Here is a 20,587-nt window from a genome sequence, read left to right as displayed (position 1 = left end):
GACTGATAGCCCTCAGCGCGACATGCGGACTCCGGCCTTGCGGAGCTTCGCGCGGAGGACCCACTCGTTGCGCAGGTCCGACCAGGTGAGCCGCACCACGGTTCGCACCTCGGGGAACGCGCGGAGCCGGTCTTCCCGGATCTTCTCGTCGAACAGCGCTTCCTCCGGTGTCCGTCCCCGCAGGTACGCACTGCTCCGGTACTTCACGGCTCCGTCGAACTCGACCACGACCCCGGCATCCGGGAACCAGAAGTCCACCACGATGTCCGACTCGCCGAGTGCCCGGAAGCGGTGCTGGAGGACCGGCGGTGGTGTCCCGAACTGGTCGAACCGCGCTCGTGCGTACGACTCCCCCGGTGAGTCCGATGCGGCATCGGCGAACCCGATCGCCCGGAGTGCCCGACGTCGTCCCTTCTGCCCGCGCCGCTCGATCGCCGATAGGACGTCCTCGCGTTCGACCTCGCGACGCAGGAGCGCATCGAGGGACACGACTGCGTCGGTGAACGGCAGTGTGAGTGCGAGGTCGGTCGCCAGCCGATCGAGTCCGCACAACAGCAGCCCGTCGGGCGTGGCGACCGGACGCTCGTTCCGTTCGGCGTCGAGGTCGGCGTGCACCACGAAGGTCGCGTTCGTGGTGCGCCGGTCGGCACCGCGTGAGGTCACGTGGATCCGGGTCGGTGGCGGGGTGAGCAGGGGCACACCGAACACGACGGCGGCGGAGACGTGTGAGATCAGGTCTCCTGGCCGGATCCGGTCGGCGAACGAGCGCAGCCGGAGGTGGTGCTGTTCAGTGGGGCGGAGTGCGGCCCATCCCGCAGACTCCGCGTAGAGTCCGCGTGCTACCCGTGTGAGCTCCCCCGCAGCGGCCCGACGCCTGATGACATCGGACTCATCGGGGCGCTGGGCTGAGGTTCGGTACGTGAGGACTTCGGGGACCGGTGCGAGCTTGAGGTTCATCGACATACTCGTGATGCTCCGGATCCTCCGCCTTCGGAGCGGCACCGCGTGGGCGTGCTGTGGAGGAGCAGCCGCGCCGAGCACCTTGTGGAGGAATGAGCGAGCAGCCCGAGGCCTGCGAGAATGAGCGGGTGAACGCACGCATCTGGGGTTGGCTCGCAGCCGTCATCGACGTCGTCCTCATCGTTGTCTTCGCGCTCATCGGGCGCTCGTCCCACGGTGAGGCGAACACGGCGCTGGCGCTGTGGACGACCGCCTACCCGTTCCTGGCCGGTTGGGCGATCGGGTACGTGGCGAGCGGAGCCTGGGCACGACCACTGCGTTTGTGGCCGACCGGCGTCCTGGTCTGGGTGCTGACGGTCTTCGTCGGTCTGGCGATCCGTGTCGTCACCGGCCAGGGCGACGTCGACGGCAACCCGCTGCCGATCTCGTTCGTCATCGTCGCCACGATCGTGCTCGGGATGTTCCTGCTCGGTTGGCGGGCGATCGTCCGCGGTGTGCTCCGGTTCGCCGCGTCGCGGTCGCGGCAGGATGCTGCAGCGACCGACGCGTGAACGGCAGCCGCGGTTCCCAGCCGACCATCCTCGACGTCGCCGCACGTGCGGGTGTCTCGAAGTCGGCGGTGAGCCGGGTCCTCTCCGGAACAGGTCGGTTCTCCGACGAGACGCGTGAGCGAGTCGAGCGCGCCGCGACCGAGCTCGGGTACGTCGCGAACGCGATGGCCCGCGGGCTGGTCAGCGGGCGCACGAACACGATCGGGATGCTCGTCCGTGATGCCTCGTCGATGGTCTACACGGCACTGCACGCCGTGATGGAGCGCCGCGCATCGGAGCTCGGCTACCGCGTCGTCACCACGACGGGCGTCGGCCGGGTCGAGGACGAGAAGTCCGCCCTCGCCGCCCTCGTGTCGATGCGCGTCGACGGCCTGGTCGTGTGCAGCGGCCTGATGCCGTCCGCCGACATCGCCGAGTTCGCACCCCGCATCGCCACCGTCGTCGCCGGTCGGCCCGAGCTGCACCCGGCGCTCTCGAGCGTCTACTGCGACGAGGTCGACGGTGGGGCTTCCATCGCGGACGCCGTCGCCGATGCCGGCCACACCACGGCCGTGGTGTTCACGGTCCCGCTCGACGACGCCATCACGCAGCACGCGCGATCATCGGCGATGGTCGAGCGGCTCCGAGCACGTGGCGTCCGGGTGCTCGACATCGACGCGAGCTTCGTGCGGCCACCCGACGACCTCGCCGCCGACCTGGTGGACGCCGTGCAGGAATCTGGCGTGACCGCGGTGATGTGTCCGACCGACCGGCTCGTGCTCGACGTGTGCGAGGCGCTCGCCCGCCGCGGTGTCGAGGTCCCGCGCGACCTCTCCGTCACCGGGTTCGACGGCGTCTACCCGCTGGCGAGCGACTGGATCGGCTTCACGACACTCGAGCAACCGATCGAGCGCATCGGCCGCGAGGCCATCGACCTGGTCATCGGCCGCATCGACGACCCCACGCGCCCGGTCGAGCACCGGTCACTGCGCGGCACCGTGATCCCCGGCCGCACCCTGCTCCCCCGCTGACGCCGCCCCGCTGACCTCGCACGGTGCGCGTCGACTCACCCCGTGCAGGCTCCGGGCACCGCGCACGGTGCGAGGTCGCGCAAACCGCGCACGATTCGTGATGCGGTGCGAGGTTCGAGCAGCACGCACGGTGCGAGGTTCGTCAAGCGGTGCCACCGTGGTGGCTCGGTGCGGCGCTACAAGCGCGCACCGAGCGGTCAACCTCGCACGGGCCGACACAGACAGCACCGTGCGGCTTCCGCCCACGGCCACGCCCGCCCCCGCCCCGCCCGCCCCCGCCTAGAACAAGCCCGAGCGCGGCCCGTCCTCCGGACCGTCGAACCCGCGGAACATGTCGGACACCAGCGCCTCGATCTGCGGCTCGACCAGGCGTTCGACGGCCTCGGCGATCCGCGGGCGGTGGTCGATGAGCGCCAGGCACACCGCGGTACCGGTCGACCGAGCGCACTCGTCGGACAGCGCGATCTCGTGCCGGAGCGCAGCCTTCGCCTCGTCGGACAACGGCTCGCGCGGCGTCTGCGCCCCCGCGCCGGTGCCGGCCAGCTCGCCGAGCGTGAACAGGAACGGCGACCCCGGCGACGGCTCGGGGTCCACGTCGAGGCCCTGGAACTCCGGCGACAACCCCTCGGCCGGCTGGTACCCCGCGTGCCGCTTCCGGGCCGCCGCGCGCTCGAGCTCACGCTGCAGCAACGGCAGGTTCTTCGCCGTGTAGTCGTCGACGGCGTCCTCGACGATGGTCGAGATCCGCCCGATCAGCGCGTGCTGGACGGCGTGCGGCACGTCGGGTCCGAACCCCGCGGCCGCGGCGATCGGGGATCCGGTGCACTTCCGGCAGATGCGCGTGCGCGGGCGGGCGGTCCCGATCTGCCAGCGCGGCAGCCAGCGCAGCCACAGGTCGACCGCGCCCCGCACGCGCCCGTCGATGCCGTCCATCCCCCAACAGTAGGCCTGGAGGCGCGGATCACCCCCGGCGCACCGCGCCGGTCGGGCAATCCGCCGGTCCTCAGGCCTGTGGTTCCGTCACGAAGTCGATCAGCTCCTCGACACGGCCGAGGAGCTCCGGCTCGAGGTCGGCGAAGGTACGCACCTGCCCGAGGATCCGCTGCCATGCCCGAGCGATGTCGGCCTGCTCGGCGTGCGGCCACCCGAGCGCCTGGCAGATGCCCGCCTTCCACTCGATCGAGCGCGGGATCGTCGGCCACGCCCGCAGCCCGACCCGCGCCGGCTTGACCGACTGCCAGACGTCGACGAACGGGTGCCCGACGACGAGCACGTGCGCGCCCCACTTGCCGCGCATCACGGCGTCGGCGAAGCGGGACTCCTTCGACCCGGGCACCAGGTGGTCGACGAGCACCCCGACCCGCCGCTCCCGCGTCGGCTGGAACTCGTCGAGCACCGCGGCCAGGTTGTCGACGCCGGAGAGTTCCTCGACCACGACGCCCTCGACGCGCAGGTCGGCGCCCCAGACCTTCTCGACGAGTTCGGCGTCGTGCTTGCCCTCGACCATGATGCGGCTGGGGAGCGCCACCCGAGCACGCTGCGACTCCACGGCGAACGATCCGGACGCGGTGCGGAGGCGACCACCGTCGGACGCCTGCCGCACGGCGGGCGCGGCCCCGGGCCTCCAGTCCGCGTGCACGGCACCGACGGAACCAGCAGCACCAGCCCGGCCAGCGGCACCCCCGGCAGAACGACCGACCGGCGCCGACGGCCGCCCCAGCGTCACCAACTCACCCTCGAGCAGGAACTGCCCGGTGAAGGGGAAGGAGCGCGTGCGGCCCTTCCAGTCCTCGAGCGCGATGTTGCCCGCCTCGAGCCCCACCACGGCACCGGCCCACCCGGAGTCCGGGTCCTCGAGCACCATGTCCCGTTCGAGCGGCACCTGCCGCACCTTCTTCACCCCGCGCGAGCGCCAGTCCCCCGAGAGCACATCGCCGCCGTACCGGTCGTCGTCCACCCGCACGAGGGTACTGTCGACGACGGCCCGGACGACGTCGACCGCGCCGGTTCCCCATCATCTCGACGGAAGGCCCGCCCGTGCGCGCAGCGATCATCCACGCCCCGAACGACATCCGCGTCGAGGAGCGCGACCGTCCCGGACTCCTGTCCGGCAAGGACGTCGTCGTCAAGGTCCTCGCGGCCTGTGTCTGCGGGTCGGACCTCTGGCCCTACCGCGGCGTCACCGAGACGAAGCAGCCCCGGCCGATCGGGCACGAGCTCGTCGGCGAGGTCGTCGCCGTCGGTGACGACGTCACGGGCCTGCACGAGGGCGACTTCGTCATCTCCCCCTTCACCATGAACGACGGCACGTGCCAGGCCTGCCGCAACGGCATGACCACCGGCTGCGACCACCTGTCCGGGTTCGGCAGCACGGACGCCCACGGCGACCCGGTCGGCGGCGCGCAGGCCGAGTACGTGCGGATCCCGGACGCCGACGCCACGCTCGTCGTGGTGCCCGGCCCGGTCGACCCGGCGCTGGTGCCGTCGCTGCTCACCCTGTCCGACGTCTTCTCGACCGGCCACCACGCCGCCGTGTCGGCAGCGGTCGGCCCCGGCAAGACCGTCGTCGTGGTCGGCGACGGCGCGGTCGGCCTGTCCGCCGTCCTCGCGTCGAAGCGGCTCGGTGCGGAGCGCATCATCGCGATGAGCCGGCACGCCGACCGTCAGGCGCTCGCCCGCGAGTTCGGTGCCACCGACATCGTGGCGGAGCGCGGCGACGAGGGCGTCGCGGCGGTCCGCGCGCTGCTCGGCGGCGACCTGGCGGACTGCGGGGTCGAGGCCGTCGGCACCGAGGAGAGCATGGACCAGGCGCTGCACTCGGTCAGGCCCGGCGGCAACGTCGGCTTCGTCGGGGTCCCGCACGGGGTGCCGACGATCGGCACGCGCTACCTCTTCGACACGAACATCGCGATCGCGGGCGGCATGGCCCCGGCCCGGAAGTACATCCCGGAGCTGCTGCCGGACGTGCTCTCCGGCGCGATCGACCCCGGTCGCGTCTTCGACCTGGAGCTGCCGCTCGACGAGGCCGCCGAGGCCTACCGCGCGATGGACGAGCGCCGGGCCATCAAGGTGCTGCTGCGCCCGTAGCGGCGTGCGTCGTGGACGCACCGGCGGACGGACGGGAGGCCCGTGGCGGCGTCGCCACGGGCCTCCCGTCCGCCGTATGGTCGCGTCCCGACCACCGGACGCCGCCCGGTCACGCGTCGCGGATCGCCAGCACCCGGTGCGGCGCAGCCGCCTCGGCCCGCCACCCACCGGGGAGCACATCGCGGAGTTCGGGCACCGTGAAGCTCCGTCGGATGGACCGCAGGCCGTCGACCCGGACGAAGGTCCCCGCCGCGACGAGCGGTGACGCCAGCGCGTACGCGCGGTAGGCGGCCGACGACCGTCGGATGTCGGAGTGCAGGCTGCGTCCGCTCGCGAGCAGCTCGGAATCGGCCAGGAACCCCCGCCGTTCCTCGTCGCCCAGGTGGTGCAGCACGTGGTTCGAGACGACGACGTCGAACCGCTCGCCCGCCGCGACCAGGTCGCCGCTCGACTGCTGCCGGAACGTGACGCCGGCCGGTGAGGACCGCCGTGCGGCGGCGATGGCGCGTTCGTCGGGGTCGACACCGACGACCTCGAGGTCGAAGCCGTCACTCGCCGCCCACCGCACCAGCGACCGGGCCAGGTCGCCGCCGCCGCACCCCAGGTCGAGCACGCGGCCACGCCCCTGTGCGGGCAGCGCGGGCACGACGTGCGAGCGCCAGGCCGCGCGCCAGCCGCTGACGAGCGCGTTCACGACGGCGAAGCGCCGGAAGGTGCGGGCGAGCGCGCGCGGATCGCAGTCCGGGTCGTCCATCAGCTCGGTCAGGTCGAGCGCGCGGGTGCGCAGGTCGACGGCCGGGAGGCCCGTGGTGCCGCCGTCCGGACGGCTCACGCCGCGCCCGTGGTCGCGACGGGCACGCGCAGCGGCTCTCCGGCGAGCGACGCCTCGGTCCGCACCGCGGTGAGCCGGGCGCTCTCCACCGTCAGGCCGGGACCGAAGGCCAGCGCGACGACCGCGCTGCCGTCAGCCATGCCGGCGTCGACGGCGTCACGGAGCACGAAGAGCACGGTGGCGCTCGACATGTTGCCGTGTTCCCGCAGCACCCGCCGGCTCGACTCCATCGCGCTGTCGGGCAGGCCGAGGGACTCCTGGGTGCGGTCGAGGATGGCGCGGCCGCCCGGGTGCACCGCCCACACCGGCACGTCCGACGCCGGCCCGCCGTCGAGCAGCGGTTGCACGGCGCTCGGGACGTGCAGGCCGACGAGCTTCGGCACGGCGGTGGACAGGACCATCTCGAACCCCTCGTCCCCGATGTTCCACGCCATCTCGGACGCCCCTTCGGGCACCACGGCCGTCGTGAAGTCGTCGAGTCGCAGACCGGCTCCGTCCCGGGCGACGACCGCGGCTGCCGCACCATCGCCGAAGACGCTGTTCGCGACGATCTGGTCGGGGTCGTTCGAGGCGCGGACGTGCAGGGTGCAGAGTTCACCGCACACCACGAGCACGACGGCGTCCGGGTCCTGGTCGACGAACGCGGCGGCGATCCGGAGCGCGGGGAACGCGGCGCAGCATCCCATGAAGCCGATGTGGTGCCGGAAGACCCCGGCGGGGAGTCCGAGCTGCTCGACGACGTCGATGTCGGGCCCGGGCTGCGTGAACCCGGTGCAGGACACGGTCACCAGGTGCGTGACGGACTCGGGCGCGATGCCGGCACGTTCGACGGCGTCACGGGCGGCGCCGACGAACAACGGCGGGGCGAGTTCGCGGTACCGGTCGTTGCGTGAACCGGTGGACGGCGAGCGAAGGGTGCCGTCGTCGTCACGGAAGGCACCACCGGCACGTGCGGAGTCGAGTTCCTCGAGGACGGTGTGCCGCTGGTCGACCGCCGACCCGTCGAACGCGGCGGGGACCAGGCGCTGGCCGAGCCGCCCGAGGTCGGGTTGGGCAGAGAAGAGGTCACGCACCCGGGGCTGGTCGAGGGTCGTCTCGGGGACGGCGGTTCCGATGGCGCGGATCGTTGCGGACACGGTTCATCCTGTCACCCGATCGCTGACGTGTCCCCAGGATGCACACGGCAACCGGGACGCACGGAGGGCACGGCACCGACCGGTACCGTGCCCTTGCGAGGTGGGACCGCCTACGACTGCTGCGCGCGCTCGAGCACGAGTTCACGCACGCGTGCGGCGTCGGCCTGGCCCTTCATGGCCTTCATGACGGCACCGATGATGGCTCCGGCCGCCTGGACCTTGCCGTCCTGGATCTTGGCCAGCACGTCGGGCTGCGCCGCGAGCGCTTCGTCGACCGCGGCGGTCAGGGCGGAGTCGTCCGAGACGACCTTGAGCCCCCGGGCCTCGACGACCTGGGCCGGCGAACCCTCGCCCGCGATGACGCCCTCGAGCACCTGGCGCGCCAGGCGGTCGGTCAGGTCACCGGACTCGACGAGCGCGATGACCTCGGCGACGTGCTTCGGCGACACCAGGTCACCGGGGGCGGCGTCCTGCGCGTTGGCGACGCGGCTGATCTCACCGGTCCACCACTTGCGGGCGGCCTGCGGTGCGGCGCCGGCGGCGACGGTGCCCTCGACCTCGTCGAGCAGCCCGCCGTTGACGACGTCCTGGAACTCCAGGTCGGCGAAGCCCCAGTCCGCCTTCAGACGACGGCGACGTGCGACCGGGGCCTCGGGCAGCGAGGCCCGGAGCTCTGCCACGACGGCCGGGTCGGGCACGACGGGCAGCAGGTCGGGCTCCGGGAAGTACCGGTAGTCGTCGGCGTCCGACTTCGGGCGACCGGCCGAGGTGCGACCGGTGTCCTCGTGCCAGTGGCGGGTCTCCTGCGTGATCGAGCCACCGGCGGCGAGGATCGCGGCCTGACGCTGGATCTCGTAGCGGATCGCACGTTCGACGGCACGGAACGAGTTGACGTTCTTCGTCTCGGTGCGGGTGCCGAGCTTCTCCTGCCCGCGGGGACGCAGCGAGATGTTCGCGTCGCACCGCAGGTTGCCGCGCTCCATGCGCGCCTCGGAGACACCGAGCGCCCGGACGAGGTCGCGGATGACCTGCACGTACGCCGCACCGAGCTCGGGGGCGCGGTGCTCGGCACCGAAGATCGGCTTCGTGACGATCTCGACCAGCGGCACACCGGCACGGTTGTAGTCGACGAGCGAGTACTCGGCACCCTGGATGCGGCCGGTGGCACCACCGACGTGGGTCAGCTTGCCGGCGTCCTCTTCCATGTGGGCGCGCTCGATCGGGATGTTGTAGATCGTGCCGTCGGCGAGCTCGACCTCGACCTCGCCCTCGTAGGCGATGGGCTCGTCGTACTGCGAGACCTGGTAGTTCTTCGGGTTGTCCGGGTAGAAGTAGTTCTTCCGGGCGAACCGCGAGGACTCGGCGATCGAGCAGCCGAGCGCGAGCCCGAGCTGGATCGAGTACCGAACGGCCTGCGCGTTCACGACCGGCAGCGACCCGGGCAGCCCCAGGTCGACCGGGGTGACGTTCGTGTTGGGTTCGCCGCCGAAGAAGTTCGGGGCGTCCGAGAACATCTTGGTCTTCGTCGCGAGTTCGACGTGGACCTCGAAGCCGAGCACCGGCTCGTAGCGCTCGAGCGCCTCGTCGAAGTCCATCAGCGCGTCCTTCTGCGCCATCAGATCACACCTTCCTGCGCAGCGGACTGCTGACTCTGGTCGAGGTCCGGGACGGACGCGATGAGCGGTGCGCCCCACTGCTGTTCGAGCAGACGCTCGAGCGCGGCACCGTAGCGGTACAGCCGGGCGTCCTCGCGCTGGGGCGCCATGAGCTGCACGCCGACGGGCAGGCCGTCCTCGGGCGCGAGGCCGTTCGGGATGCTCATGCCGGGCACGCCGGCCAGGTTCGCCGGGATCGTCGTGAGGTCGTTGAGGTACATCGCCAGCGGGTCGTCGATGCGCTCACCGATCGGGAACGCGGTCGTCGGCGCGGACGGGCTGACGAGCAGGTCGACCTGCTCGAACGCGGCCTGGAAGTCGCGCTGCACGAGCGTGCGGACCTTCTGCGCCGAGCCGTAGTAGGCGTCGTAGTACCCGGCGCTCAGGGCGTAGGTGCCGAGGATGATGCGCCGCTTGACCTCGGGCCCGAAGCCGGCTTCACGCGTGGCGGCCATGACGTCCTCGACGGTGGCACCGTTCTCGGGCGTGACGCGGAGGCCGAAGCGCACCGAGTCGAACTTGGCGAGGTTCGACGACGCCTCGGCCGGGAGGATCAGGTAGTACGCGCTGATGGCGTACGCGAACGACGGCGCATCGATCTCGACGACGACCGCGCCGGCCGACTCGAGCAGCGCGACGGTCTCCTGGAAACGCTGCGTGACACCGGCCTGGAAGCCGTCACCACCGGCGAGTTCCTTGACCACGCCGACCCGCAGGCCGCGGAGCGTGTCCGCCTGCAGCCCTTCGCGTGCGGCGGCGGCCATCGAGGGCCAGGCGTCCGGGATGGACGTGGAGTCCTTCGGGTCGTGCCCGCCGATGACGTCGTGCAGGAGCGCGGCGTCGAGGACCGTGCGGGACACCGGACCGATCTGATCGAGGCTGGACGCCAGGGCGATGGCGCCGTAGCGGCTCACCCCGCCGTAGGTCGGCTTCACACCGACCGTGCCCGTCACCGCACCCGGCTGGCGGATGGAGCCACCCGTGTCGGACCCGAGGGCCAGCGGTGCCTCGTGCGCCGCGACCGCAGCGGCCGAGCCACCACCGGATCCGCCGGGGATCCGGTCGAGGTCCCACGGGTTGCGGGTGGGCCCGTAGGCCGAGAACTCGGTGGTCGAGCCCATCGCGAACTCGTCCATGTTGGTCTTGCCGAGCGGCACGAGGCCGGCGGCGCGGAGCTTCGCGACGGGGGTCGCGTCGTACGGCGGCACCCAGCCTTCGAGGATCTTGGACCCCGATGTCGTCGGCATGTCCTGCGTGCACAGGACGTCCTTGACGGCGATCGGCACACCCGCGAGCGGCCCGAGGTCGTCGCCGGCGGCACGGCGCGAGTCGATCGACTTCGCGGCTGCCAGGGCGTTCTGGTTGACGTGCAGGAACGCGTGCACGTCGCCGTCGACGGCGGCGATCCGGTCGAGGTGGGCCTGGGTGGCCTCGACGCTCGAGACGTCGCGGGCCACCAGGGCGTCGGCGAGCGCCGCGGCGCTCAGCTTGGTGATGTCGTCGGTCACTGTTCTTCGCCCTACTGTTCTTCGCCGAGGATGGCGGTCACGCGGAACCGTTCGCCGTCGGAGTCGGGCGCCCCGGAGAGCGCCTGCTCCTGCGTCAGCGTCGTGCCGACCACGTCGGGTCGGGTGACGTTGCCGAGCGGCACGGGGTGGCTCGTCGCCGGGACGTCGTCGGTCGCGACCTCGGCGACCTTGGCGACGCTCTCGACGATGTGCGACAGCTCCCCGGTCAGCTTCTCGATCTCGTCGGGCGTGAGTGCGATACGTGCGAGGTTCGCCAGGTGCGCGACCTGCTCGCTCGTGATGTCAGGCATGGTGCTCCGTCGATCGGTTCGTGGAATGCCCAACAGTCTATTGGCTGCGTCGAGCGCGCAGGCGCGGCTGTGGACAACGCACGCCCGGCCCGGTGCCGGGCGTCCGGACCGGCAGCGGGCCGCGCCCCACGGGCACGGCCTTCCCGACGCTGGCGCGTCGTTCAGGAACCGGCGGCGTGGACCCGAGCGGTCACTTCCCGTCCTTGCCGCCGCCAGCCGGCGCGGCCGGAGCCGCCGGAGCCGCCGGAGCCGCCGGTGCAGCGGGAGCAGCCGGAGCGGGAGACGCGGCAGCACCCCCGTCGGGCGCGGACGTCGGCGCCGGTGTCGCCTGGTCGTCCTGCGCGTTCCCCTGCCCGGACGAGGAGCCCGACGACGAGGAAGACGACGACGAGGACGACTTGCTCGCCTGCCCGATCATCGCCTGGCTCGGTGCCGGCAGCGCTCCCCCGCCGACGGTCTGGTCCAGGTACGCCATCATCGACTTCCCGACCCCGAACTTCGCGCTGTACCCGGTCGTGCCCTGCAGGAACGGCCAGTGCGCCAGGCTCACGCCGCCCTGGACGTTGCCGATCCAGGTGGCGTTCGTGTACTTCGTCGACGACGCCACCAGCCAGTTCTGCACGTCACCGTCGGTGGTGCCGGTCTTCGCGAACTTCGGCACGCTGTCCCCGGGGTTCGCGGTCGCGGCGGTCCCCGATCCGGACAGCACACCCTGCAGCGCGTAGTCGACGGTGCCCGCGACGTCGGCGGAGACGCCCTGCGTGCAGGACGACGGCGTCGGGGTGATCTTCGTGCCGTCGGCCTCGGTGACCGAGTCGATCGCTGTGGGCGTGCAGACGACGCCGCCGTTGGCGAAGCCCGCGTAGGCCTCGGCCAGGTCGATCGGCGACAGCTCGTTCACGCCGAGGATCGAGGATGGCGTCTGGCCGAGGGCGGCCCCGTCGGCCCGGTGGATCCCCATCGCCTGCGCGAGCTGGGCGATCTTGCACAGGTCGAGCTGCTTGCCCATCGCGCCGAAGGCCGTGTTGATCGACTCGACGGTCGCGGCCTGCACGGTCATCGACGCCGGCACCGTCTCGGCGTTCGCGACGGGCCAGACCCCGCCGCTGACGTTCTGGCACGAGTTCGTGAACTCGGAGTTCTGGAACGTGTGCTCGGTCGTGGAGACGGATTCGGACAGGGTGTGGCCGCTGGCGAGCCACTCGGCCAGGGTGAACACCTTGTAGGTCGAGCCGGTCTGGAACCCGCCGGAGTTGCCGTACCCGGAGTCGGCGCTGTAGTTGACCGCGGTGGCACCGGCGCCGGCGTTGTCGCCCTGCGTGTACGTGGTGTTCTGCACCATCGACATGATCCGCCCGGTCCCCGGCTCGACGGTGACGTTCGAGCCACCGACGTCGACGCCGGCCATGGTCGCCGGCACGTAGGTCGACAGGGCGTTCTGCGCCTGGCCCTGCAGGTCGAGGTCGAGCGAGGTGTGGATCTGCAGGCCCTTGGTGTCGAGCGTGGCGATGCGTGCCGCGGCGGTCTTGCCGAACGCCGGGTCCTGCAGCACCTGATCGCGGACGTAGTCGCAGAAGTACCCGGCGTCGTAGCTCGTCGCGGCCGCCGAGCACCCGTTGGCGGTCTCGGTGATCTTGGGCGTCACGGGCGTCGCGATCGCCTTCGTCATCTCGGCCTTCGTGATGGAGCCGTGCACCTGCATCCGGCGGAGCACGTAGTCGCGGCGCTCCTTCGTCAGCGCGTACCCGTTCGCCTTGCCGTTCTCCTTGTCGCCCGGTACGTCGATGCGCAGGTTCGACGGGTTGTTCAGGATCGCGACGAGCGTGGCGGACTGCACGAGCGACAGGTCCTTGGCGTGCACGCCGAAGTAGTACTCGGCCCCCGCCTCGGCACCGTAGACCCGGCCGCCGAGCCCGACGAGGTTCAGGTACCCGGTCAGGATCTCGTCCTTCGAGTACTTCTTGTTGACGGCGATGGCGTACCGCATCTCCTGCAGCTTGCGCTGCGGGGTGACACCGGCGACGTCCAGGTAGCACGCGTCGATCTTCTTCTTGGTCGCGGCCTGGTCCTTGCCGGTGAGCTGTTCGCACTGCTGCACCAGGACGTTCTTGACGTACTGCTGCGTGATGCTCGAGCCGCCCTGCACGTCCCCGCCGACGACGGTCGCGGCGACACCGCGCAGGGTGCCGAGCACGTCGATGCCGCCCTCGTCGTAGTAGCGCGGGTCCTCGGTGTCGATCGCGGCTTCCTTGAGCGTGTCCGCCATCTGGTCGGCCGTCACGTTCGTGCGGTTCTCGGCGTAGAACGAGGCGATCTTGACCTGTTTCCCGCCCTGCTCCGCGTACACGGACGACACCTGCTGCGGGGTCTGCACGTCGAGGTAGGTCGGCAGGTCCTCGAAGAACGACACCGCCCCCGACGTCCCCTCTCCCGCGACGGCGACCGCCGGGGTCACCGCGACGGCGACGAGCATGCCGGCGAGCACGGACATCACCACGAACATCAGGAGAGCACCAGGCCATCGCACCACACGCATGACGGAACCGTAGGCAGCAGGGCTGTACTGGTTCTGCCCTGGAACGAGTGCAGGCTGCGGTCGCGTTCAGGTTGCCACCCAGGCGGCCTTCGAGGCGGCGTCGCGATCCGCACGTGCGCACCGATCCGGCCGGGAGGCCCGCGGCGGCCCCGGCACGTCGGCCGGCGGTCACGATCGGGTCACGCTCACCGCGTCGTCAGGATCCGCAGGGCACCGCCCGTCGGACACGGTCCGTCAGTCACGGGGCTGCAGGTCCTGCGGGCGCACGAGGTACATGTCCGGCGAGGCACCGACGATGCCGTCACCACCCGACCTGCCGCGCCGGATCTGCTCGCGCACCAGGTCCCCGCGCCCGATCCCGATCAGGGCGACGTCGTGCAGCGACGCCGTTCCGGGCTTCAGGTAGTCGTTGTGCCCGACCGGTCGGCGGAACACGTCCCCGGCGGACAGAGCGTCGGCGCCGCCGGCCAGGTCGAGCACGGTGGACCCGAACGAGGCTCCGCCGGGGTCGGTGCCGAAGTACCCGGAGCCCGCGATGGGGTCGCTGTGCGCGCCGCCGACGAAGACCTGCCCGGTGGCGACGGCGAGGTCGGACGCGGAGCGGACGTCGCTGCCCGGTGACCCGAGGACCGTCAGGGTGTCCGCGGTCATCCGGCCCGACGCCAGGGCCATCATCGCCGCCGTCGACCCGTACGAGTGCGCGACGATGTTGACCCGCGGTCGGTCGTCCGCGCGGAGCGCACGCAGTCCGGCGACGGTCCGTTCGAGCCGCTGGGCCCCGGTCCGCGCGAGTTCGAGCGACATGATGTTGGACAGGTCCGGCGTGCGGTACCCCATCCAGGCGACCACGGCGACACCCGACCCGTTGCCGGTCGCGGCGAGCGGGGCGAGGGTGGCCTGCTCGCTGGACAGGTCGTTCGCCGTGTTCGTGAAGTCGGTCATCTGTCCGGTGACCGTGAAGAACATGCCCGGCACCACGACGGTGACGTCGGCCGCCGTGTCGAGGTCACCGATGCTGATCGCCGCACGCCCGGAGCCCCGGGTGTCCAGCGTCACGAGGAAGCGCCGCGGGTCACCCGGTTCGTGCACCAGCGAGTCCCGCACCTGCCCGAGCATCGCGGCCCGGGCGGCACCGACGTGGGCGTCGGCGTCGGCGAGACCGGAGTGCAGCGTCGCGCGGTTCGCCTGGTCGCGGACGACGTAGGGCACGCCCTCGAGGTTGCCGACCAGAGCAGGTGCGTGCACGAGGAGGCGGTCCTGCTCGTCGGCGGGCAGGTGCGACCACCACTGCGCGACGGTCTGGGCGGGCGGGGGGTCGTCCTGCACGGCTGCCACGACGCGGCGGTCAGTGGCCGCACGGCGCAGGGCTGCGGGCCCGAGTGCAGCGAGGTCCTCGACGAACGCCCGCCCGTGGGCGACGGCGAGGTCGTCGACCCCGACCCGTCGCAGCGACGCCGACGTGGCGACGACGGTGAGGTCGTCGAGCGGCACGATGCGTGTCGGGGCCGTTGCGACGGCGGTGGCCCTGGCGACCGGGACCGGGGGCACGCCCGGGGCCTCGATCACTCCGAGCGAGTGCATCGAGGCGGTGAGCAGAGCCGCGGCGATGAGCAACAATCGGATCTCCCCCGGGAAGGCCGTCCCGACGTCCCCCTGCAGACGACGGGTGATGCTCCGCCGAGTCTACGGAGATGTCCGCGGATCATCCATGCGTGATGCAACTTGTCCCCCGGACTGGGCGCCGTCGGCTCCGCGCCGCGCGCAGCGGATCGGATCCCGTGTGCTCGCGCCCCGCTCAGTCCTCGGTCGCGGGCGCCTCCGGCTCGGCGAGCGCCGCAGGCCCTTCGGTGACGAGCAGGTGGAACTGCTCGGCGTCGATGATCCGGACCCCGAGCTGTTCGGCCTTCGTGAGCTTCGAACCGGCTCCCGGTCCGGCGGCCACGAAGTCGGTCTTCTTGCTCACGCTCGAGGCCGCCTTGCCGCCGGCGGTCATGATGGCCTCGAGCGCACCTTCGCGCGTGTAGCCCTCGAGTGAACCGGTCGCGACGACGGTGACGCCGCTCAGCACGCCGCCCTCGACCTCGGCGCTGCCGGGGCCGGGGTGGCCCGGCGTGGCGAACTGCACGCCGGCCGCGGTCCACCGGTCGATGATCTCGCGGTGCCAGTCGACCTCGAACCAGGCGAGCAGGGCGTCGGCGATGATGCCGCCCACCCCGTCGACGGCGGCGAGGTCCTCGCGCGAGGCCGACCGGATGGCGTCGAGGGAGCCGAAGTGGTTCGCCAGGGCACGGGCGGCGACGGGTCCGACGTGGCGGATGCTCAGGCCGACCAGGATCCGCCACAGCGGCTTCGTCTTCGCGGCGTCGATGTTCGCGAGCATCTCGAACGCGTTCTTCGACGGGTAGCGGCTCGGCTCACCGGTGTAGTCGGCACCGCGTGCTCCGGGGTCGAACGGCGGGTCGGTCTTCTTGCGCGCCCGGCTGAACGGCGTGACGCGCTTGGGTGTGCCGTCGTCGTCGACCTTCTCCATGCCGGTCTCGGCGTCGCGGACGATGACCTCGATCGGGACGATGTCCTGCATCGTCAGGTCGAACAGTCCGGCCTCGGTCACGAGCGGCGGGGTCTCCGGGCGGAGCGGCTGCGTCAGAGCCGCGGCCGCGACCTCGCCGAGCCCCTCGATGTCGAGCGACCCGCGCGAGGCGATGTGCTCGACCCGGCCGCGCACCTGCGCCGGGCAGCTCTTCGCGTTCGGGCAGCGCAGGTCGATGTCGCCTTCCTTCGCCGGGGCGAGCTCCGTGCCGCACTCGGGGCAGTGGGTCGGCATCACGAACTCGCGCTCGGAGCCGTCGCGGAGCTCGACCACCGGGCCCAGGACCTCAGGGATGACGTCGCCGGCCTTCCGCAGCACGACGGTGTCCCCGATCAGCACGCCCTTCGCCTTGACGACCTGCTGGTTGTGCAGTGTGGCCTGGCGGACGACGGACCCCGCGACCTCGGCCGGGGCCATCACGGCGAACGGGGTGGCACGGCCGGTCCGACCGACGCTGACCACGATGTCGGTGAGCGTCGTGTGGACTTCTTCCGGCGGGTACTTGTACGCGATCGCCCACCGCGGCGCACGCGAGGTCGACCCGAGTTCTTCGTGCAGGGCGAGGTCGTCGACCTTGACGACGACGCCGTCGATCTGGTGCTCGACCGACGATCGGCGTTCCCCCGTGGTGCGGACGAAGCCGTTGACCTCGTCGATGGTGTCGAACACCCGGTAGTGGCTGCTCGTCGGCAGTCCCCAGGTCTGCAGGAGCTCGTACACCTCGGACTGGCTGCGGACGTCGGTGCCCTGCTCGAGTTCACGGACGGGCCACGCGCCGATGCCGTGCACGAGCATCCGCAGACGCCGCAACCGGTCGACCATCAGTGCCCGCTTCGCCTCGGACTTGCCTTCTTCCTTCTGGCGGAGCGACCCGGCGGCGGCGTTGCGCGGGTTGGCGAACACCCGCTCCCCGCTTCGCGCTGGTTGGCGTTCAGCTCGTCGAACTCGGCGACCGGGAAGAAGATCTCGCCCCGGACCTCGACCAGGGGCGGGTGACCGGTGCCGGACAGGCGGTCCGGGATCGTGCCCATCGTGCGGACGTTGCCGGTGACGTCCTCGCCGACCACGCCGTCGCCGCGGGTGGCCGCCGAGACGAGCCGACCGTGCTCGTACCGCAGGTTGATCGCCAGACCGTCGATCTTCAGCTCGGTCAGGAACCGCACCCGCTCGGCGCCGGCGTCCCGCTGCACCTTGACGCCCCACTCGGTCAGTTCGTCGGGGCTGAACACGTTGTCGAGCGAGAGCATGCGTTCGGCGTGCTCGACGGGGGCGAACTGCGTCGTCTGTGCCTGCCCGCCCACGGTCTGCGTCGGGCTGTCGGGCGTCACGAGTTCCGGGAACCGCCGCTCGATCGCGTCGAGGCGGTGCACCAGCGCGTCGTAGTCGGCGTCGGACAGGGGCGAGGCGTTGCCCTCGTAGTAGTCGTGCCGCAGCTCGTTGACGCGGGCGCGCAACCGGTCGACTTCTCGCGCGGCCTGGGCGGCGTCGAGCCCGTCGGGGTCGATGGTCTCGAACGTCGCGTCGGTCTCGCTCATGGCATCAGTTCTACCGTGCACCACCGACGCGGCGTGCAGCGGGCGTGTGCCCCGGGAGCGGCGGGGTCAGGCGTCGACGGGGACGGCGCTGACCGTGGTGTCGATCGTGCACTGGCCGAGCACCCGCGTGCCGACGTAGACCACGGCCGTCTGTCCGGGAGCGACCCCGTGCAGCGGCTCGTCGACGTCGATCACGAGCACGTCGTCCTGCACCCGGGCGGTCGCCGGCACCGGGTCGGCGTGCGCGCGGATCTGCACGTCGCAGGCGAACGGCGTGGCCGGGTCAGCCGGCGCCGTGCCCGCCCAGGTGAAGCGCGAGCCCGACATCGAGGTGACGGCGAGGGCTTCCTTCGGGCCGACGACGACGGTGTTGTCCTTCGGGCGGATCTCGAGCACGAACCGCGGCTTGCCGTCCGGCGCCGGACGACCGAGGGCCAGGCCGCGACGCTGTCCGACGGTGTAGCCGGTCGCGCCCTCGTGCGAGCCGACGACCGTGCCGTCCCGCTCGACGACCTCGCCGGGAGCCGTGCCGACGCGGTCCGCCAGCCAGCCGCGGGTGTCGCCGTCCGGGATGAAGCAGATGTCGTACGAGTCCGGCTTCTGGGCGACCGTCAGCCCGCGCTCGGCGGCCTCGGCCCGGACCTCGTCCTTCGACGGGGTCGCGCCGAGCGGGAACATGGCGTGCTGCAGCTGCTCGGCGGTCAGGACCCCGAGCACGTACGACTGGTCCTTCGCCCAGGCGGCCGACCGGTGCAGCTCGCGGGAGCCGTCCGGGCCGGTGACGATCGAGGCGTAGTGCCCGGTCGCGACGGCGTCGAAGCCCAGGGCCAGGGCCTTCTCGAGCAGCGCCGCGAACTTGATCCGCTCGTTGCAGCGCATGCAGGGGTTCGGGGTGCGGCCGGCCTGGTACTCGGCCACGAAGTCGTCGACGACGTCTTCCTTGAACCGGGCCGAGAAGTCCCACACGTAGTACGGGATCCCGAGGGCCGACGCGGCGCGCTGGGCGTCCATCGAGTCCTCGATGGTGCAGCACCCGCGGCTGCCGGTGCGCAGGGTGCCGGGCATCCGGCTCAGGGCCAGGTGCACGCCCACCACGTCGTGGCCGGCGTCGACCGCCCGGGCTGCGGCCACCGCCGAGTCGACACCACCGCTCATCGCCGCAAGAACACGCATGCCCCCAGGGTAACCCGCCGACGAAGCGGTACCGCTGGCGTACGGTTGGTCGAGCGATGGCCACGACGGGGAACGACTCATTCGACTTCCGGTCCGTCCTGCTGTCCGGGTTCCTGCCCGCAGCGCTCTTCGCGATCGGCGAGGGCGCGATCATCCCGATCATCCCGATCGCCGCCGACTCGCTCGGTGCCAGCCTGGCGTTCGCGGGCTTCGTCGCCTCGCTCATCCTGGTCGGCGAGCTCATCGGCGACGTGCCGTCCGGTATCGTCGTCGCCCGCATCGGTGAGCGGAACGCGATGATCGGCGCCGCACTCGTCTCGGTGGTCGGGCTCGTGGTCGCCACGACGGCCACGAACGCCTGGGTCCTGGCACTCGGGGTGTTCCTGGTCGGTGTCTCCACCGCGGTCTTCGCCCTCGCTCGGCACGCCTACATGACCACCGCGATCCCGCTGCGGATCCGCGCCCGGGCGTTGTCGAGCCTCGGCGGCGTCTTCCGCTTCGGCTACTTCGTCGGGCCGTTCATCGCCGCCGGTGTCATCCACCTGACCGGCACCACCAGCAGCGCCTTCTGGATCCACGTCGTCTGCTGCCTGGCGGCAGCGGTCGTGCTCCTGGTGCTGCGCGACCCGGCGACGGGCACACGCGGTCTGCGGTTGCCGCCACGGGCCTCCAGGCGGTCGACCGGCCACGGGGCGGACGCGAGCGGCCACGCGACCGAACCGCCCGCCGACACGGGCGCGCAGTTCGTCCAGCAGGAGGCGCAGGGGCTCTTCCGCACCATCCGCGCGAACGGGGCGGTCCTGCTGCGGCTCGGCAGCGGCGCCGGCCTGATCGGCGCGATGCGCGCCGGGCGGCAGGTGATCCTGCCGCTGTGGGCGGTGAGCGTCGGCCTCGACGACTCGACCGCGGCGCTGGTGATCGGCATCGCCGGAGCGGTCGACTTCGCGCTGTTCTACACGAGCGGGCAGATCATGGACCGCTGGGGGCGGCTCGCGAGCGCCCTGCCCTGCATGCTCGGCCTGAGCATCAGCTACTTCCTGCTCGCCTGGAGTGGCCACCTGGACGCCCGGGTCGGCTGGTTCGTCGCGATCGCGATGGGCATGTCGCTGGCGAACGGCGTCGGTTCCGGCATCCTCATGACGCTCGGCGCGGACCTCGCCCCGCGCGACGCCCCGGCACCGTTCCTGGGGGCGTGGCGGTTCACCGGCGACTTCGGGTCGGCGGCGGCACCGCTCCTCATCTCCGGCGTGACCGCCGTCGCCTCCATCGCGGTCGCGAGCGGTGTCATGGGCGTGCTCGGCCTGGTCGGCGCGGGCATCCTGCTCCGCTACGTGCCCCGGTACCTGCCGCGCCCGTTGCGCTGACGCACGGCGCGCACCGTGCGCGCTGTCGCTTCGTGGCGCACCGTGCGTGCTCCTCCGCTCCGTGCGCCGTTGACCGCACCGTGCGCATCCACAGCGCCGCACCCAGCCGCCAAGGTCGCACCGGGTGGCGGATCGCGCACAGTGCGTCCCACGGCCTGGAGGCCCGGTGCACGTCCGCCGCGCACCCCGCGGTCGGTAGACTGCCGCTGCTCGCGGGAGTGGTGGAATCGGTAGACACGCAGGATTTAGGTTCCTGTGCCCCAGGCGTGAGGGTTCGAGTCCCTCCTTCCGCACCGAGTCCCTCCTGCCACACGGTTGCGGTCATCCGCACGCCTCGAG

15 protein-coding genes, 1 tRNA gene and 1 pseudogene are annotated in these 20,587 nt (G+C 71.8%); 5 read left to right on the top strand and 12 right to left on the bottom strand.

Translation table 11 applies throughout. The features are described 5' to 3' along the window. Positions 1-12: 12 nt before the first annotated feature. Positions 13-663: a hypothetical protein gene (locus MXD64_RS04800; protein WP_263137193.1), complete on the bottom strand. Its 651-nt coding sequence runs from the start codon at positions 661-663 to the stop codon at positions 13-15. Positions 664-1,088: 425 nt separating this feature from the next. On the opposite strand from MXD64_RS04800, the gene MXD64_RS04795 reads away from it, so the two are divergent. Further along, positions 1,089-1,511 carry a DUF3054 domain-containing protein gene (locus MXD64_RS04795; protein ID WP_262160263.1) on the top strand — a complete coding sequence of 141 codons (423 nt, stop codon included), beginning with the start codon at positions 1,089-1,091 and terminating at the stop codon, positions 1,509-1,511. Beyond that, positions 1,508-2,521, top strand: a complete 1,014-nt coding sequence (locus MXD64_RS04790; protein ID WP_263137192.1) for a LacI family DNA-binding transcriptional regulator — start codon at positions 1,508-1,510, stop codon at positions 2,519-2,521. Before MXD64_RS04795 ends, MXD64_RS04790 begins: the two co-directional genes overlap by 4 nt. 279 nt (positions 2,522-2,800) lie before the next feature. Here MXD64_RS04790 and MXD64_RS04785 read toward each other — a convergent pair whose 3' ends face one another. Both MXD64_RS04785 and MXD64_RS04780 read right to left on the bottom strand, forming a co-directional pair. Further along, entirely contained in the window at positions 2,801-3,454 is a 654-nt protein-coding gene (locus MXD64_RS04785) for a hypothetical protein (protein WP_056073025.1), read from the bottom strand. Positions 3,455-3,524: 70 nt separating this feature from the next. Continuing rightward, the gene (locus MXD64_RS04780; RefSeq protein ID WP_017886999.1) at positions 3,525-4,478 is read right to left on the bottom strand and encodes a DUF3097 domain-containing protein; all 954 of its coding nucleotides are present in this window, start codon (positions 4,476-4,478) and stop codon (positions 3,525-3,527) included. Positions 4,479-4,558: 80 nt separating this feature from the next. Here MXD64_RS04780 and MXD64_RS04775 point away from each other — a divergent pair, with 80 nt between their 5' ends. After that, on the top strand, positions 4,559-5,608 hold the full coding sequence (locus MXD64_RS04775; RefSeq protein WP_017887000.1) for a zinc-dependent alcohol dehydrogenase family protein: 1,050 nt from the start codon (positions 4,559-4,561) through the stop codon (positions 5,606-5,608). Positions 5,609-5,717: 109 nt separating this feature from the next. Here MXD64_RS04775 and MXD64_RS04770 read toward each other — a convergent pair whose 3' ends face one another. From MXD64_RS04770 to mnmA, 9 genes and pseudogenes are all read right to left on the bottom strand, one after another. After that, positions 5,718-6,440: a methyltransferase domain-containing protein gene (locus MXD64_RS04770; protein WP_159557619.1), complete on the bottom strand. Its 723-nt coding sequence runs from the start codon at positions 6,438-6,440 to the stop codon at positions 5,718-5,720. Continuing rightward, complete coding sequence (locus tag MXD64_RS04765) at positions 6,437-7,576, bottom strand: type III polyketide synthase (RefSeq protein WP_263137191.1); 1,140 nt, start codon at positions 7,574-7,576, stop codon at positions 6,437-6,439. The genes MXD64_RS04770 and MXD64_RS04765 overlap by 4 nt, the downstream gene beginning before the upstream one ends. A 110-nt stretch (positions 7,577-7,686) precedes the next feature. Further along, positions 7,687-9,192, bottom strand: a complete 1,506-nt coding sequence (gene gatB / locus MXD64_RS04760; protein ID WP_017887003.1) for an Asp-tRNA(Asn)/Glu-tRNA(Gln) amidotransferase subunit GatB — start codon at positions 9,190-9,192, stop codon at positions 7,687-7,689. Beyond that, positions 9,192-10,739 (bottom strand): Asp-tRNA(Asn)/Glu-tRNA(Gln) amidotransferase subunit GatA, encoded by a 1,548-nt coding sequence (gene gatA, locus MXD64_RS04755; RefSeq protein WP_017887004.1) that lies wholly within the window; start codon positions 10,737-10,739, stop codon positions 9,192-9,194. Before gatA ends, gatB begins: the two co-directional genes overlap by 1 nt. An 11-nt stretch (positions 10,740-10,750) precedes the next feature. Further along, a complete protein-coding gene (gatC, locus tag MXD64_RS04750) occupies positions 10,751-11,050 on the bottom strand; it encodes an Asp-tRNA(Asn)/Glu-tRNA(Gln) amidotransferase subunit GatC (RefSeq protein WP_017887005.1) in 300 nt (99 codons plus the stop codon). A gap of 190 nt (positions 11,051-11,240) precedes the next feature. Then, entirely contained in the window at positions 11,241-13,586 is a 2,346-nt protein-coding gene (locus MXD64_RS04745; protein WP_042539209.1) for a transglycosylase domain-containing protein, read from the bottom strand. Between the two features lie 234 nt (positions 13,587-13,820). Further along, on the bottom strand, positions 13,821-15,203 hold the full coding sequence (locus MXD64_RS04740; RefSeq protein WP_263137190.1) for an alpha/beta hydrolase family protein: 1,383 nt from the start codon (positions 15,201-15,203) through the stop codon (positions 13,821-13,823). Positions 15,204-15,381: 178 nt separating this feature from the next. After that, positions 15,382-17,711: pseudogene (gene ligA, locus MXD64_RS04735) on the bottom strand (NAD-dependent DNA ligase LigA). Positions 17,712-17,777: 66 nt separating this feature from the next. Beyond that, positions 17,778-18,884, bottom strand: coding sequence for a tRNA 2-thiouridine(34) synthase MnmA (mnmA, locus tag MXD64_RS04730; RefSeq protein ID WP_031259645.1), 1,107 nt, complete (start codon positions 18,882-18,884; stop codon positions 17,778-17,780). A 56-nt stretch (positions 18,885-18,940) separates the two neighbouring features. On the opposite strand from mnmA, the gene MXD64_RS04725 reads away from it, so the two are divergent. After that, positions 18,941-20,248, top strand: a complete 1,308-nt coding sequence (locus MXD64_RS04725; protein ID WP_140448458.1) for an MFS transporter — start codon at positions 18,941-18,943, stop codon at positions 20,246-20,248. Positions 20,249-20,460: 212 nt separating this feature from the next. Beyond that, positions 20,461-20,541, top strand: a tRNA-Leu gene (locus MXD64_RS04720). Positions 20,542-20,587 lie beyond the last annotated feature (46 nt).

Origin of the sequence: Curtobacterium sp. Arg-1, from assembly GCF_025643395.1 — a bacterium.
In the GTDB taxonomy this organism is placed as follows: Bacteria; Actinomycetota; Actinomycetes; order Actinomycetales; family Microbacteriaceae; genus Curtobacterium; species Curtobacterium poinsettiae.
The sequence above is the reverse complement of the archived record's forward strand: the minus strand, read 5'-3'. Positions and strand labels throughout refer to the sequence as shown.